This window comes from Cryptosporangium arvum DSM 44712, from assembly GCF_000585375.1.
Taxonomy (GTDB): domain Bacteria; phylum Actinomycetota; class Actinomycetes; order Mycobacteriales; family Cryptosporangiaceae; genus Cryptosporangium; species Cryptosporangium arvum.
In genome coordinates this window covers 1,041,845-1,056,672 of the sequence record NZ_KK073874.1, presented here as the reverse complement: position 1 = coordinate 1,056,672, position 14,828 = coordinate 1,041,845, and the positions used below count along the sequence as shown (strand labels likewise).

General features: G+C 72.8%; 13 protein-coding genes. 5 read left to right on the top strand and 8 right to left on the bottom strand.

The window, feature by feature from the left end; all coding sequences use genetic code 11:
• Nucleotides 1-139: 139 nt before the first annotated feature.
• Genes CRYAR_RS42690 through CRYAR_RS04830 form a run of 5 tightly spaced genes read left to right on the top strand, consistent with a single transcriptional unit; the run spans nucleotide 140 to nucleotide 8,192 of the window.
• A complete protein-coding gene (locus CRYAR_RS42690; protein ID WP_051569752.1) occupies nucleotides 140-2,515 on the top strand; it encodes a glycosyltransferase in 2,376 nt (791 codons plus the stop codon).
• Nucleotides 2,512-3,906, top strand: a complete 1,395-nt coding sequence (locus CRYAR_RS04845; RefSeq protein WP_035848702.1) for an O-antigen ligase family protein — start codon at nucleotides 2,512-2,514, stop codon at nucleotides 3,904-3,906. The genes CRYAR_RS42690 and CRYAR_RS04845 overlap by 4 nt, the downstream gene beginning before the upstream one ends.
• Nucleotides 3,903-5,513 carry an oligosaccharide flippase family protein gene (locus CRYAR_RS04840; RefSeq protein WP_051569751.1) on the top strand — a complete coding sequence of 537 codons (1,611 nt, stop codon included), beginning with the start codon at nucleotides 3,903-3,905 and terminating at the stop codon, nucleotides 5,511-5,513. Before CRYAR_RS04845 ends, CRYAR_RS04840 begins: the two co-directional genes overlap by 4 nt.
• Complete coding sequence (locus CRYAR_RS04835) at nucleotides 5,510-6,433, top strand: sulfotransferase domain-containing protein (RefSeq protein ID WP_063725659.1); 924 nt, start codon at nucleotides 5,510-5,512, stop codon at nucleotides 6,431-6,433. Before CRYAR_RS04840 ends, CRYAR_RS04835 begins: the two co-directional genes overlap by 4 nt.
• 7 nt (nucleotides 6,434-6,440) lie before the next feature.
• A complete protein-coding gene (locus tag CRYAR_RS04830) occupies nucleotides 6,441-8,192 on the top strand; it encodes a fibronectin type III domain-containing protein (protein ID WP_035848700.1) in 1,752 nt (583 codons plus the stop codon).
• Nucleotides 8,193-8,225: 33 nt separating this feature from the next.
• On the opposite strand, the gene CRYAR_RS04825 is transcribed toward CRYAR_RS04830, so the two are convergent.
• The 8 genes from CRYAR_RS04825 to glmU all read right to left on the bottom strand — a co-directional run bounded on the left by CRYAR_RS04825 (nucleotide 8,226) and on the right by glmU (nucleotide 14,754).
• The gene (locus CRYAR_RS04825; RefSeq protein WP_035860683.1) at nucleotides 8,226-8,969 is read right to left on the bottom strand and encodes an inositol monophosphatase family protein; all 744 of its coding nucleotides are present in this window, start codon (nucleotides 8,967-8,969) and stop codon (nucleotides 8,226-8,228) included.
• A gap of 144 nt (nucleotides 8,970-9,113) precedes the next feature.
• A complete protein-coding gene (locus CRYAR_RS04820; RefSeq protein ID WP_035848699.1) occupies nucleotides 9,114-9,515 on the bottom strand; it encodes a hypothetical protein in 402 nt (133 codons plus the stop codon).
• A gap of 93 nt (nucleotides 9,516-9,608) precedes the next feature.
• The gene (locus CRYAR_RS04815; protein WP_211247266.1) at nucleotides 9,609-10,349 is read right to left on the bottom strand and encodes an RNA polymerase sigma factor; all 741 of its coding nucleotides are present in this window, start codon (nucleotides 10,347-10,349) and stop codon (nucleotides 9,609-9,611) included.
• Entirely contained in the window at nucleotides 10,346-10,741 is a 396-nt protein-coding gene (locus CRYAR_RS04810) for a hypothetical protein (RefSeq protein ID WP_035848698.1), read from the bottom strand. The genes CRYAR_RS04815 and CRYAR_RS04810 overlap by 4 nt, the downstream gene beginning before the upstream one ends.
• Before the next feature lie 29 nt (nucleotides 10,742-10,770).
• The gene (gene pth / locus CRYAR_RS04805) at nucleotides 10,771-11,346 is read right to left on the bottom strand and encodes an aminoacyl-tRNA hydrolase (RefSeq protein ID WP_035848696.1); all 576 of its coding nucleotides are present in this window, start codon (nucleotides 11,344-11,346) and stop codon (nucleotides 10,771-10,773) included.
• Between the two features lie 70 nt (nucleotides 11,347-11,416).
• Complete coding sequence (locus CRYAR_RS04800) at nucleotides 11,417-12,040, bottom strand: 50S ribosomal protein L25/general stress protein Ctc (RefSeq protein WP_035848695.1); 624 nt, start codon at nucleotides 12,038-12,040, stop codon at nucleotides 11,417-11,419.
• A 192-nt stretch (nucleotides 12,041-12,232) separates the two neighbouring features.
• Nucleotides 12,233-13,210, bottom strand: a complete 978-nt coding sequence (locus CRYAR_RS04795; protein ID WP_035848694.1) for a ribose-phosphate diphosphokinase — start codon at nucleotides 13,208-13,210, stop codon at nucleotides 12,233-12,235.
• Nucleotides 13,211-13,299: 89 nt separating this feature from the next.
• Complete coding sequence (glmU, locus tag CRYAR_RS04790; RefSeq protein ID WP_035848693.1) at nucleotides 13,300-14,754, bottom strand: bifunctional UDP-N-acetylglucosamine diphosphorylase/glucosamine-1-phosphate N-acetyltransferase GlmU; 1,455 nt, start codon at nucleotides 14,752-14,754, stop codon at nucleotides 13,300-13,302.
• Nucleotides 14,755-14,828: the final 74 nt, after the last annotated feature.

The window sequence follows — 14,828 nt, the reverse complement described above, 5'->3', positions numbered from 1 at the left end:
AAGTGGCTCATTCTTGCTTTTATCGGCGTAAAGAGACTAAAACGACCGAGGCGACCAGTGAGCGTGCCACAGCCGGAGCCACCGACGCGAGCCACGCCACGCCCAAGGTTCAAGGCGCTTCCCGGGAGGACCAGCAGCCATGGCGCACTTCCCGATCACCCCGCCGCTCCGCGCTCTGATCGTGACGCCGAGCGGCGTCCTGGGCGGGGCGGAGTCCTGGTTGCTCTCGATGCTCGACCACACCGAGCGGCTCCACCCCTGGGTGGTCATGCTCGGCGACGGACCGCTGCGCGAGGAGCTGAACGCGCGTGGCGTCCCGGTGATCCGGCAGCCGACCGGGCGCACCGGCGCGGCCGTCGCGGGGGCCGCGGCCCGGCTGGTCCGGACGCTGCGTGAGCTCGACCCGGACGTCGTGGTCGGCAACGGCGTCAAGGCGCAGTGCGTGGTCGCTCCGGCCGCTCGCCTGGTCGGCGTCCCGTCGGTCTGGGTCAAACACGACCACAGCTTCGACCGACGACTGGCGGGCCGGCTCGCGAAGGCGTCCGACCGGGTGGTGGCCACCGCCGACGACGTCGCGGTCGCCGCGCGGCGTCCGGACACCCTGACGATCACGCCGCCCCGCTCGGCGCCGCCGGTGGGCCGCGACGAGGCGGTACGCATCCTGCGCGGGCTGAACGTCCCGGCCGGCGAACGCCTGCTGCTCGCGATGCCGGTCCGGTTCGTGCCGTACAAGGGTGTCGACACCGCGATCCGCGCGCTCGCCGAGCCCCAGGCGCGCGACTGGGACCTGCTGGCCGTCGGCCCGGACGACCCGACCCGGCCGCACGAACGCGACCGGCTGGCCTCGCTGGCCGCCGACTGGGGCGTCGCCGACCGGGTGCACCTGCGCCAGAGCATTCCCGCCGTCGGGCGTCTGCTGACCGGCGCCGACGCCGTCGCGGTGCTCACGCGCCCCGACGGCCCACGCACGCCCGGCCGGGAGGGCTTCGGGCTCACCGCGCTGGAGGCCCAGCTGGCCGGCGTCCCGGTGATCGCGGTCGACGACGGCGGCCCGGTCGCGCGTCGCGTCGGAGCGCGGCCGTTCGGCGCGGTGAGCCGGTCGGCCGGGTTGCTGGTGCCGCCGGCGGACCCGCCGGCCCTCGCCGGTGCGCTGGGCGCGCTGAGCGACGTCGAGGTACGGGCCGCGCTGGGCGCGGAGGGCCGCCGCCGCGCGGCCGACCACCCGGACGCCACCACCCAGGCCGCGCGCTTCGCCGCGGTACTGGCCGAGGTGGCCCACCGACCCGGCGCCGGGCTGAACCGGGCCGACGCACCGCCGGTCACCGTGGTCAGCCCGGTGCTCGACGAGGCCGCGGCGATCGACGGCCTGATCGGGACGCTCGCCGCCCAGCTCGGCCCGAACGACGAATACGTGCTGGTCGACGGCGGTTCCACCGACGGGACCGCGGAACGGATCGCCGCCTGGCACACCGAGGACCCCCGCATCCGGCTGGTCCGGCACGGCGGCGGCAGCATCGGCTACAGCCGCAACCGGGGCGTCTCCGCGGCCAGCCACGAGTTCATCGCCTGCACCGACGCGGGCTGCACCCCGTCGGCGAGCTGGCTCGACGGCTTCCGCGCGGCCGCCGCCGAGACCGCCGCGGCGGCCCGGCGGCTCCCGCTCGGCGGCGGCGAGCACCCGTCGGAGCGGCCGGTCGAGCTGTACGTCGGCGTGTACTCGGCCGCGGTCCGGCCCGACCGCTGGTTCGAGCCGGCGATGGCCGCGATGAACTGGCCGGACCCGGTCGAGCTCCGCCGCCGGACCGCGTTCCGGGCGATCTACGGACGGCTGTTCGGGCGCGCGTTCTCCGCCGCCAGGGTCGACGGCCGGTCGGTCGGCTTCACCCGGGAGGTCTGGCACGCCGCCGGAGGTTTCCCGGAGAACCTCCGTACCGCCGAGGACGAGGCGTTCGGACGCGCGGTCCGCGAGCTCGGCGCCCGCACCACGCTGACGCTCGACGCCGCCGTCACCTGGTACCAACGCCACGACGTCGGCGCCGCGTTCGTGCAGTTCCGCGGCTACGGCCGGGGCGGTGGCACCGGCCGCTCGGGGTGGCTGCTGCGCCGCGACGCCATCCGCTTCGGCGGGTATCTCGGCGCCGCGGCCGCACTGACCTGGGGTGGGCGCACCGGGCGGCTGCTGGCACTGGCCGGTGCGGCCGGGTACTTCTCGCTCCCGGTCGCCCGCGTGCTGCGCCGGGGGCAGTCACCGCTGGTGATCCCGCTGGTGCCGTTGGCCGCGCTGCTCAAGGACGGCGCGAAGCTGGTCGGCACCGCCGAGGCGCTGCTGGGAACGGCCACCGGCCGGTACGACGCCGAGCCCCCACCCGCGGAGGACCGGACGGCCCCCGAGCACTGGGCCTACGGCTGGGACGGCGACGCCTGGACGGTGATCCCCCGCCCGCTCGCGCGCGGGTTCGAGGGCCCACCGCTCGAACCGGCCGGTGCCGGGCAGGTCATCGAGGCGGAACCGTGACCGGACCTCCGGTACGCGCAGCACTGCCGCTGATCGCGGTGGCGCTGGTGTTCGCCGGTCCCGCGGTCGGTGACCGGCCCCTGCCCGGCACCGGCGGCACGCTCGAGGTCATCCACCTGGTCTGCGTGTCGGCGATCGCCGTCACCGCGGCCTGGGTGCTCGCGGGACGGCTACCGGTCGGCGCGGTGCTCGACCGCCGCACGACGGTCGCGCCGCTCTGGTTCGGCGCCGGGCTCGTGGCCGCCGCGGCGGCGTCGACGCTCGTCGCCGCGAACCCGCTGCGCGGCACGAAGGTCACCGCGACCTACGCGGCCGGGCTGCTGCTCCTCGTCGCCGTGCTGCTGGTGGCGACCTCACCCGCGCGGCTGCGTGCGCTCGTCGGCACCGCGGTGGTGGGCTCGCTGACCGTCACGCTGCCGATCCTGAGCCAGGCCGAGCAGCTGAAACCGGTCTACGGGGGTGCCGTCGTCCGTAACCGGGCGCAGTCGATCTTCGCCGACCCCAACCAGTTCGGGTGCTACGCGGCGCTCATCGTGCTGCTCGCGGTGGGCTGGTTCCTCGCGGCGCCGCACCGCTGGGAGCGCGTGCTCGCCGCCGGCGGTGGGGCGGGCGCGGCGGCCGCGCTCGTGCTGTCGCTGAGCCGGGGGGCGTGGCTGGGCACCGCGGCCGGACTGATCGTCGTCGCGTTGATGCACTCCGCGGTGCGGCGGACGCTGCTGGCCGGGGCCGCGCTGGGAGCGACGCTCGTCGCGGCCGGTGTGCTGGTGAGCCTCACCGCTCCGACCGAGGTGCGTGGCGGGCCGGCGGCCGGGCTGGTCGAGGTCGTCGCCGATCGGATCGCGGTGATCGACGACCGGGCCGCGAACCCTCACGACGTCCGGCCGATCACCTGGCGGGAAGCCGTGCGTCAGTTCCGGCTGCACCCGGTGCTGGGCAACGGGCCGGGATCGTTCAGCACGCTCGCGGCCGAGTCGCCGTCGGTGATCCAGTTCGCGCCCCGGCTGCACGCCCACAACGCGCTGCTGCACATCGGCGCCGAGACCGGCGTCGTCGGGTTGTTCGCGGGCGTCGGGTTCGCCGGGAGCTGCGGCTTGTCCGCCCTGGTCAGCGCCCGCCGCCTCCGCCGCGCCGCGGCCGGGACCGAGACCGAGGCCGGGGCCGGGGCGGGGGCCGGGCCCCACGCGGAAGCCGAACCCGCCGTGGGAGCCGGAGCGGCCCGGCGGGCACTCGGGCTCGTGGCCGGGAGCACCGGGGCGCTCACGGCGCTGTCCGTGCACCTCATGGTCGACTACCCGATCCGCAACCCGGTGCTGATGATCACCGCGTGGTCGGTCGCCGGCCTGCTGCTCGCGGCCGGGCGCACGGCGTCGAGGGACCGGGTCCCGGTATGACCGCGGTCGAGGACCGGCGCAGCGCCGAACTGCGGGGCATCGCCCGGGCGGGCACGATCAGCCTGATCGGGTCGGCGGCCTCCGCCGTCCTCGGGTTCGCGCTCGTCGTCCAGGTCAGCCGGGGGCTCGGCGCGGCCGGCGCGGGCGCGTTCTCGGTCGTCGTCGCGGTGGCGATGACGCTCGCGGTCGCCGGGCGGTTCGGCACCGACACCGCGCTGGTCCGGATGGCGCCGCGGCTGCGGGCACTCGGCCGCGCCCGGGACATCGACGCCGCCGCCGTGGCCGCGCTCGCACCGGTGTTCGCCGGAACGACGCTGCTCGCCGCGCTCGCCTGGTGGGCCGCACCGCACCTGGTCGACGTCGTCTTCGAACACCCGGCCCCCGCCGGTGCGGTGTGGTTGATCCGGGTCGGTGTGGCCACCGTGCCGCTGGCCGCGACCGGGTACGTCGCGCTCGCCGTCACCAGGGGCCTGGGCAGCGTGGTGCCGCTCACCGTCGTCGAGAGCATCGCCAAACCGGCCCTGCGCTGCGCGTTCGTCGGGATCGCGCTGGCCGTGGCCCACCGCCGGTGGCCGGGCGCCGAGCTCACCGCGGGCCCGGTCCTGTGGACGACGATCGCCTGGGCGGTCCCGACCGTCCTCGGCGGCCTCTGGGCCGCCGTCCTCGCCCACCGCGCGCTCCGCTCCGTCCGCGACGAACCGTCCACCGAGCACGTGGGCGCGAAAGCCACCTGGCGCGAGCTGTGGCGGTTCGCGACGCCGCGGGCGGCGGCGTCGGCGTGCGAGATCGCCGGGATGCACTCCGGGATCATCCTGGTCAGCGCGCTGGCCGGCGTCGCCGAGGCGGGTATCTACAACGCGGCGCTGCGCCTGGCTCTCGCCGGGACGCTGGCCCTGCAGGCCCTCCGGCTGGCGATCGCCCCCACGCTCGCCCGGCTCCTCACGGTCGGCGATCTCGACGGTGTCGAGCACCTGCACCGCACCGCGTCGGTCTGGATCACCGTCGTCTCGTTCCCGCTCTACCTGGTCTTCGCCGCCTGGCCGACCGAGGTGCTGCGGATGTTCGGCCCTGGCTTCCAGGCCGGCGGCGCGGCGCTGGCGATCCTGGCCGCCGCCACCCTGGTCAATCTGGCCACCGGCCCGGTGTCGACGCTGCTGCTGATGAGCGGTCGCTCCACGCTCACCCTGGTGGTCACCGCGGCGTCGCTGACGTTCAGCGTGGTGCTCGCGGTCGTGCTGATCCCCCGCTACGGCGTCCTGGGCGCGGCGATCGCCAAGGGCGCGGCGGTGGTCGGCGAGAACATCGCGGTGACCCTGATCGTCCGACGCTCGGTGGGCGTCCGGACGCTGTCCCGTCCGCTCGTGCGCGCGGCGGTCGTCGGGGCCCTGTGTTTCGTCGTCCCGGCCGGGCTCTACCAACTGGTCGCCGGGCACGACTTCCCGGCCGCCGTCGTCGTGGTCCTGCTCGGCACGGCCGGGTACCTCGCGCTGCTGTGGCGCCACCGCGAGGAGTTCTCGCTCGCGGACCTCGCGGCGGCACTCCCCCTCGACCGACTGCGACCGCGCCGCCCGAAGGTGGGCCCCCGATCCAGCAAGGAGAACCGATGAGCATGCTTCGCCACGTCGAGGTTCCCGATCCGCTGCGTGCCGCGAAGCGTCACGTGCCCCGGCCGGTGAAGCGGGCCGTCCGCCGGGCCGTGCGCCGCTTCGGGGAGCACACCGCGGAGCAGCGTGCGCTCCCGGACTTTCTGATCATCGGCACCAAGCGCGGCGGCACCACGTCGGTGTGGAACTGGTTGGTGCGCCACCCGAACGTCGCGCCGATGTTCCCGTCGCTCCAGCAGATCAAGAGCCCGCACTACTTCGACATCCACTACGGCCGGGGCGAGCGCTGGTACCGCTCCCACTTCCCCAGCCACACCGCCCTCGAGCGGGCCGCCCAGCGCAGCGGGATCCGACCGCTGACCGGCGAGGCGAGCCCGTACTACCTGTTCCACCCACTGGCCCCGGAGCGGGTCAGGCACACGGTGCCCAAAGCGCGGCTGATCGTTCTGCTGCGCAACCCGGTGGACCGGGCCTACTCGAACTACTGGGAGCGGCGCGGCTCGAACGCCGAAGGCCTCCCGACGTTCGAGGCCGCGATCGACGCCGAGGACGAGCGCCTGCGGGGCGAGACCGAGCGAATCCTGACCGATCCCGGCTACTACTCGGCCCACCACGACTGGCACAGCTACCTGGCCCGGGGCCGCTACGCCGAGCAACTCGTCCCCTGGCTCGACCGGTTCGGCCGCGACCAGCTGCTGATCCTGCCGTTCGAGGACCTGCGCTCGGACGCGAACGGCGCGTATCGCGCGGTGCAGGAGTTCCTGAGCCTGCCGGTGGTCGAGCCGCCCCGGCTGGCCCACCACAACAAGCTCCCGGTGCCGCCGATGTCCGCGGCGACCAGGGCCCGGCTCGTCGACTACTACCGCCCTTTCAACGCCCGCCTCACCGAACTGCTCGGAACGCCCTTTGATTGGGACCGATAGGAGAAAAGTGCGTCCTCCCTCCAACCCCCGCGTACGACTACGGCGCGCCGCAGCCGCGCTGGCACTGCTGTGCGCGGCGATCGGGCTGGTCCCGTCCGGCCCCGCGACCGCCGCCGGCACGGCGTCGACAAAGGTCTTCACCGCCGACGCCCAGCCGACGTGGCAGACGAACGGCATCGTCTGGGCCGTCACCTACGTCCGCGGCGTGATCTACATCGGCGGGAACTTCTCGACCGTCCGACCGCCCGGCGCCGCGCCCGGCACGCGTGAGGTCGCCCGAGACAACCTGGCCGCGTTCGACGCGAACAGCGGCGACCTGCTGCCGCTCTCGCACAAGTTCACCTCGCCGCAGCACACGTTCAGCGGCGCGAAGCCCGACGTCAGCTGCGACGTCGACTGGGACTCGCAGGTCTACAGCTGCGACACGATCTACCGGATCAAGGCGTCGCCCGACGGGTCGTCGATCTACGTCGCCGGTGACTTCACGCACGTCGACGGGCAGGTCCGGACCAAGATCGCGGCGTTCGGGGTGTCCCGGGACAACGCCCCGCTCGATGCCGGCTTCACCCCGACCGGGATCAACTCACGCGTGCGCGCGCTGGCCGTCGGCTCGCGGGCCGTCTACGCCGGTGGGCTGTTCACCCAGGCCGGCGGCGCGGCCCGTACCCGCCTGGCCGCGTTCGACCGGTCGAGCGGTGCGCTCACCGCGTTCAACGCGAGCGCGGACGCCGAGGTGATCGCGCTCAGCCTCTCGGCGGACCAGAGCCGCCTCGTCGTCGGCGGCAACTACAACCGGCTCAACGGCGTCGCCCAGCACGCCCTCGGAGGGGTGAACCCGACCACCGGGCGGAGCACCGCCTGGGCGTGGCGGGGCGTGCCACGCACGTCCTACATCACCGACCTGGTGGCGGACGGCAACGCGGTCTACATGACGGCGAACGGCGAGGGGACGTGGGACGGGCGGGCCGCGGTCGATCCGGGCACCGGTCGGCTGAAGTGGTTCGACAGCTGCCTCGGGGCCAGCTGGGCCGCGACGCTGCACGGCGACCTGCTCTACACCGGCTCGCACGCGCACAACTGCAACGACACCGACGGCGGCTTCCCCGAGCAGGCCACCGACATGCCGGAGCCGCGCTACTACCGGCTGCTGGCCCAGACCACGCGTGGCTCGAGCACGTCGATCCAGTACTGGTTCCCGTCGACGAACGGCGGTGACCCGAACATCCCGGCGACCCGGTCAGTGTCGAAGCTGGGGCCGCGGGCGCTGGCCAGCGACGGCCGGTCGATCTGGGTCGGTGGACAGTTCACCACCGTCAACAACAAGCCGCAGCAGGGCCTGACTCGCTTCACGCTCACCGCGAAGTCGATCGCCCCGTCGACGCCGGCCGCGCCGACGGTGCAGAACAGCGGGCAGGACCAGGTGACGGTCACCTGGCGCGGGGTCGAGGACCTCGACGACCCGACCGTGACCTATCAGGTCTACCGGGGATCGACCGTGGTATACCGGGTGAACGGCTCGGCCAAGCCGTGGGAGACGAAGAAGACCTACTCGTTCGTCGACCGGGGCCTCACCGCGGGGACGTCGGTGCGCTACACGGTGCGCGCCGTCGACGGGCACGGCACCGCGGGTGCGGCCTCACCGGCCGTGACCGCGACGGTCGGCCGCAGCGCCGAACAGCCCGACCCGTGGGCCGAGGACGACTGGGGCCACGAGCGTGAGCCGTGGTCGGACTGGGGCGACCCCTGGGGCGGCTGGTAGACGAGGCGGGGCCCGGCCGGTGCCGGGCCCCGTTCACTTCGCCGTGGCGATCGCCTGCAGGATCGGGTCGGCCAGCTCGGGGCGGCAGATCAGCAGGTCGGGCTGGTACGGGTTGGGGTTGTTGTAGCGCAGCGGGCTGCCGTCCACCCGGGACGTGTGCAGCCCCGCCGCCCTGGCCACCACCACCGGCGCCGCCGAGTCCCACTCGTACTGGCCGCCGTCGTGCAGGTACGCTTCGGCCTGGCCGCGGACGACCGCCATCGCCTTGGCGCCCGCCGAGCCCATCGGTACGAGCTCGGCGCCGAGCTTCTCCGCCACCGTCTCCGCGTACGCGGGCGGGCGGCTGCGGCTCACCAGGATGCGTGGCTGTGCCGCCGCCGGGCGCGGCCGGGGCGACAGTTCGCTGGTGAGCGTCGGGCCGAGGCCGGGCAGTGCCACCGCGCCCGCGGTCAACTCGCCGTTCTCCCACAGCGCGACGTGGATCGCCCAGTCGTCCCGGTCGAGCTCGGAGTACTCCCGGGTGCCGTCGAGCGGGTCGACGATCCAGACGCGCCCGGCCTCGAGCCGGGCGTGATCGTCGGCGCCCTCCTCGGACAGCACCGCGTCGCCCGGGCGCAGCTTCGCCAGCGCCGCGGTGAGGAAATCGTGCGACCGCCGGTCACCGTCCGCCTTCAGGCGGCTCGCCGGGACCCGCTTGCCCTTGCGCAGGCGGAGCAGGATCACCCCGGCGTGAGTCGCCAGCAGACGCGCTAACTCGACGTCGGAATCGCAGGTCATCCGGGCTGCGATGGTCTCGGTGTCCGCGTCCGAAGTCACTGAGCTACCCCCTGAACCCGGTGCCGCTCTTTCGACACCACACGGCGCTGGTTATTTCGAGGCTAGTGGGTGACGGGTCCGGTGAACATGGGGGTCGGTGTCCGGTCACAGCCGGACCCACGACGTCTGCAACGGTTTCGCCTGCGGTGAGCGCAGCGGCCGCAGCACCAGACTGAACAGCCCGATCGGGACGTCGAATTCCGCGCGCCCGTCGTCGTCGGTCGTGATCGTGAACGTGCTGCCTGCGCACCTGACCTCGGCCGACGCCCGCTGGGCCGGGAGCACCTCGAGGCTGATCCGGCGCCCGCTGCCCTGGTCGGTCACGCGCAGGTCGGCCCCGCCGCTCCGGTGCCCGAAACGCATCGTGCGCACGGTGGGGTCCGCGGCGGCCCGCCGGTCGTGGTCCAGGATCGAATCGAACATCAGGTCCGCGACGAGCGTGTCGACCGGTCGCGCGTCGAACGCACGACGCGCGGCGTCCCGCACCGACTCTGGCACCACGTTCACGGGCCCTCCTTCGTCCACCCGGACATCCCACGGGCGGGCGTCCTCCTCGGCGGAGTGGGCCCTGCGCAACGGTTCCGGTGACACTGCTACCTCCTAGGAAGAGCCGGCCGCCGCCGGATTGATACCCGTGCCTTCCACGATTCCTCGCAGCTTCTCCAGGCACCGGCCACGGGTGGGGCCGATACTGCCGACCGGGATGTCCAGCGCCGCGGAGATCTCCTCGTAGCTGGGTGCCGGGTCGAGCAGCAACATCTGCAGCAACTCCCGGCAGCGGGGCGTGAGGCGGCCGAACGCGCTACGCATCTCGGCGTCGCGTTCGGCGGCGAGCAGCGCGGCGTCCGCCTCGGGTGCCGCCAGCCGGAGCCGGTCGGTGCCCGGATCGAGCTCCTCGCCGGAGAGCACCGTGCGTTTCGAGCGGCCCAGCAGTCGCAGGCACTCCCGGCGGGCCGTCGTGGCCAGCCAGGCCCCGACCCGGGCGGGGTCGCTCAGCCGGTCGATGTTCTCGACCAGCCGCAGCCACGTCGTCTGGCTGACGTCACCGGCGTCGCCGGGGCTGAGCCGGTGGTTGCGCGCGACGGCCCAGATCAGGCCGCCGTACGCGTCGACGAGGGCGTCCCAGGCGCTCCGGTCACCACCGGCCGCCGCGCCGACGAGCATCGCGGCTTCGTCGGGTGTGAGGTTCGCCCTCCGGATCCCGGCCGGGCGGGGAGCGACGGTCTCGTCGGCGTCGATCAGCTCGGTGAGGCCCTCGACCTCGTCCGCCTCGAGCTCCGGCAGCGGCTCGGTCTCCGGCGCCGGCGGGGCGAGTCGGACGATGCGGGCCGAGTCGGTCATCGAGTCGGTCCGCCGGCGTCGGCGGGCTGGAAGCCGGGCTCGGCGGGCTGGAAGCCGGGCGCCATCCGGACGACACCGCCGTCGGCGAACAGCGCCTCCCGGCTGCGCCGCCGCTCGTCACGCAGCCACGCGTCGACCTCCGAGCGGGCGGTGTGCAGGATCCACTCGTCGACCTGGGTGGTGGGTTGTTCCACCGGGTGCAGCGACGGGTCCTTGGTGCGGGCGAGCGCACGGACGGTCGTCCAGCGCTCGGCCATCCGGAGCCAGGTCAGCTGCGAGATGACCGACGCCTCGGCGAGATCGAGCCCGGCCGTGGTCGCGATACCCCAGATGGCGTCCATGTGTTGGTCGACCAGTGAGTTCCAGAGCTGATCAACCGTCTCACCCGACATACCGGACAATATACGCGTTAAACGCGCATCTACCTCGCGTGGAACGTGTTCTGCACGGTGGCCAGGTCGGCGCCCAGAAGTGCCTCGGCGGCGTCGGCGGCGTTGTCGACGAGGAGCGGCAGGTCCTTGCGCTCAGTGGAGCTGAAGTCACGCAGCACGAAGTCGGCCGGGTCCTGACGGCCGGGCGGACGCCCGATGCCGACGCGCACCCGCAGGTAGTCCTTCGTGCCCAGCGAACTCGAGATCGACCGCAGGCCGTTGTGCCCGTTGTCGCCGCCGCCGCGCTTGAGCCGCACGCTGTCGAACGGGATGTCGAGTTCGTCGTGGACGACGATCGTCTGCTCCGGCGGAACCCGGTAGTAGCTGCGCAGGCCGGCGACCGGGCCCCCGGACTCGTTCATGTACGACAGGGGCTTGGCCAGCACCACCCGGTGACCGCCGAGGCGGCCCTCGACGACCTCGGCCCGGGACTTGTGCTTGGTGAACCGGCCGCCGATCCGCTCGGCCAGCAGGTCGACGACCATCTGCCCGACGTTGTGCCGGTTGCCGGCGTACTTGGGGCCGGGGTTGCCCAGCCCGACGACGAGCCAGGGGCCGTCGGCCATTCTTTACTCCCTCACGAGACCGGCCGGAGCCCTGTTACGGGACTCCGGCCGGGGTGTGGCTGGTTGAGGATCAGGCGTCGGCGGTCTGCTTCTCGTCGCGCTCGATACCGGCCTCGGCCTCGGCGGCCTCGATCTCGGCCTCGGCCTGCGCGGCGCTCTGCTGAGCGACGACGCCGACGACCGCGGCCTCCGGGTCGGTGATCAGCGTGACGCCCTTGGGCAGCGCCACGTCCTTGGCGAGCAGCTGGTGACCGATCTGCAGGCCGTCGATGTTGACCTCGACGCCGTCGGGGATGTTCGTGGCCTCGGCCTCGACGGTGAGCGAGGTGAGGTCCTGGTTGACCCGGCCGCCCCGCTCGACCTCGCCGGCGAGAACCACCGCGAGCTCGACCGTGACCTTCTCGCCCTTGCGGACGAGCAGTAGGTCGACGTGATCGATGGACTGCTTGATCGGGTCGCGCTGGACGGCCTTGGCGAGCGCGAGCTCCTTGCCGCCGTCGACCTCGATCGTCAGCAGGGTGTTGGCGCCATGCTTGATGGCGTTCGTGAACTCACGGGCGGGCAACGCGATGTGACGAGGCGCCTGCCCGTGCCCGTACAGCACGGCGGGGATCTTTCCGGCCCGGCGCGTGCGACGTGCGCCGCCCTTGCCGAACTCAGTGCGCGGCTCGGCGGCGATTCGGACCTCGGACACGACTTAACTCCTCGAACGCAAGCGTGAGTATCGATGGCTTGTTGGGCGAGGGGCCGTGTCGTGGGCACCGCAGACGACGCATCCACAATCAGCGCGTCGATCACGGAGCCTGCGACACAGCCCCCTCGCCGGGCAACCCGACTATCCTATCTTGCCCAGGCCGTACAAGACGAACCCGGGGTCAGCCGGTCTCTAACTGGCTCCACCGAAGAGGCTCGTGACCGAGCCGTCGTCGAACACTTCGCGGATCGCGCGGGCGATCAACGGGGCGATCGAGAGCACGGTCAGCTTGTCCAGTTCCTTCTCCGGACCGATCGGCAGCGTGTTGGTGAGGATCACCTCGCTGATCGGTCCGTTCTTGAGCCGCTCGGTGGCCGGGTCGGAGAGCACCCCGTGAGTGGCCGCGACCACCACGTCGGCCGCGCCCTCTTCCTTGAGCGCGTCGGCGGCCTTGGCGATCGTGCCGCCGGTGTCGATCATGTCGTCGACCAGGATGCAGGTGCGGCCCTTGACCTCACCCACGACCCGGTTCATCACGACCTGGTTCGGCACCAGCGGGTCACGCGTCTTGTGGATGAACGCCAGCGGCGTGCCGCCCAGCACGTCGGTCCAGCGCTCGGCGACACGCACCCGCCCGGAGTCGGGCGCCACCACGGTCAGCTCGCGTCCGGCGTACTTCTCCTTGACGTAGTTCGCCAGGAGATCCAGCGCGAAGAGGTGGTCGACCGGTCCGTCGAAGAACCCCTGGATCTGGGCGGTGTGCAGATCGACGGTGAGGATCCGGTCGGCGCCGGCCGTCTTGAGCAGATCGGCGACCAGGCGGGCGGAGATCGGCTCCCGCCCCTGGTGCTTCTTGTCCTGCCGCGAGTACGGGTAGCACGGGAGCACGACCGTGACCCGCTTGGCCGAGCCGCGCTTCGCCGCGTCCAGCATCAGCAGCAGCTCCATGAGGTGCTGGTTCACCGGTGCGCACACGCTCTGGATGATGAACGCGTCCGACCCGCGGACCGACTCCTCGAACCGCACGAAGAGCTCACCGGACGCGAACTCCAGCGCACGCGTCGGCGTCACGTGGGTTTCGAGATCGACAGCGATCTCCGCGGCGAGCTCCGGTGCGGCTCGACCGGTCAGGAGCACCAAACTCTTCCGGCTCTTGGCATGAATAGCCATCGGTTCTGCGTCGCTTTCAGTGCGGCCGGGCGGCGGAGGATGAGGGGGGTACTCGGTGGTCACTGCGCGGATGCGGCAGGACGAAACGACTATTCGACCGTACCTTCCTCGGACGCGACGCGCCGAGCAGCCGCCGCCGCGTCGGCAGCCGCGGTGCCCGGCCGGCGGCGCTCGACCCAGCCCTCGATGTTGCGCTGGCGGGACCGCGCGACGGCCATGGCACCCGGGGGGACGTCGTCGGTGATGACCGAGCCGGCCGCGGTGTAGGCGCCGTCGCCGACGTTCACCGGAGCGATGAACATCGTGTCGCTACCCGTGCGGGCGTGGTCGCCGATCGTGGTGTGGTGCTTGTTCACCCCGTCGTAGTTGACGAAGACGCTGGCCGCGCCGATGTTCGAGTGCTCACCGATCGTGGCGTCGCCCACATACGTGAGATGCGGCACTTTCGAGCCCTCGCCGATCGTCGCGTTCTTCGTCTCGACGTACGTACCGACCTTGGCCTTGCGCCCGAGAACCGAACCCGGCCGCAGGTACGCGAACGGGCCGACGGTTGCCTCGGGGCCGATCTCGGCCTGGTTGGAGTGGGTGCGCACGACCGTGGCACCGGCGCCGACCCTGGTGTCGACGAGCGTCGTGTCGGGGCCGACCTCGGCGCGGTCCTCGATCACGGTGGCGCCACGCAGCTGCACGTTGGGGTGCACGACGACGTCCCGGCCGAGCACGACGTCCACGTCGAGCCAGACGGTGGCCGGGTCGATCACGGTGGCACCGGCGCGCATCGCGACCGTGACCAGCCGGTCGCGCAGCAGCGCACGCAGCGCCGAGAGCTCGACCCGGTCGTTGCAGCCGAGCGTCTCGCGGTAGTCGGGCGCGACCATCGCGGCGACAGGGTGCCCGTCCTCGACGAGCAGGCCCAGGACGTCGGTGAGGTACTCCTGACCCTGGTCGTTGTCGGTGGTGAGCCGGTCGAGCATCGCGCGCAGGTGCTTGGCGTCGAACGCGAACATGCCCGAGTTGATCTCGGCGATCGTGCGCTCTTCGGCGGTGGCGTCGCGGTGCTCGACGATGCGCTGGACGCGGCCGTCGGTGTCGCGGACGATGCGGCCCAGACCGGTGGGGTCGGGCACCGACGCGGTGAGCACGGTGGCCGCGTTGCCGGCCTCAACGTGCGTGGACACCAGTGCCTGCAGCGTCTCGGCGGTGAGCAGCGGGGTGTCACCGTTGAGCACGACGACCGGCCCGTCCAGGTCGGGCAGCTCGGCGAGCGCGCAGCGGACCGCGTGGCCGGTGCCGTTCTGCTGGTCCTGCACCGCGGTGACGATGCGCTCGTTCACGCCGGTGACGTGCGCGGCGACCCGCTCACGCTGGTAGCCGACCACCACCGCCAGGTGGGCCGGTTCGAGCCGGCCGGCGGCCGCTAGCACGTGCCCCACCAAGCTGCGTCCGCACAGCTCGTGAAGGACCTTCGGGGTGTCGGACTTCATCCGGGTGCCTTCGCCGGCGGCGAGGACCACGACGGCAGCCGGTCGGGCCGGGCTCGTCACAACGGGTCTCCTGGGGATTTAGGCGGCAGTGATCACTCCGCCCGCATGCTAGCTGTAGCTCGAAGTGAGCACGG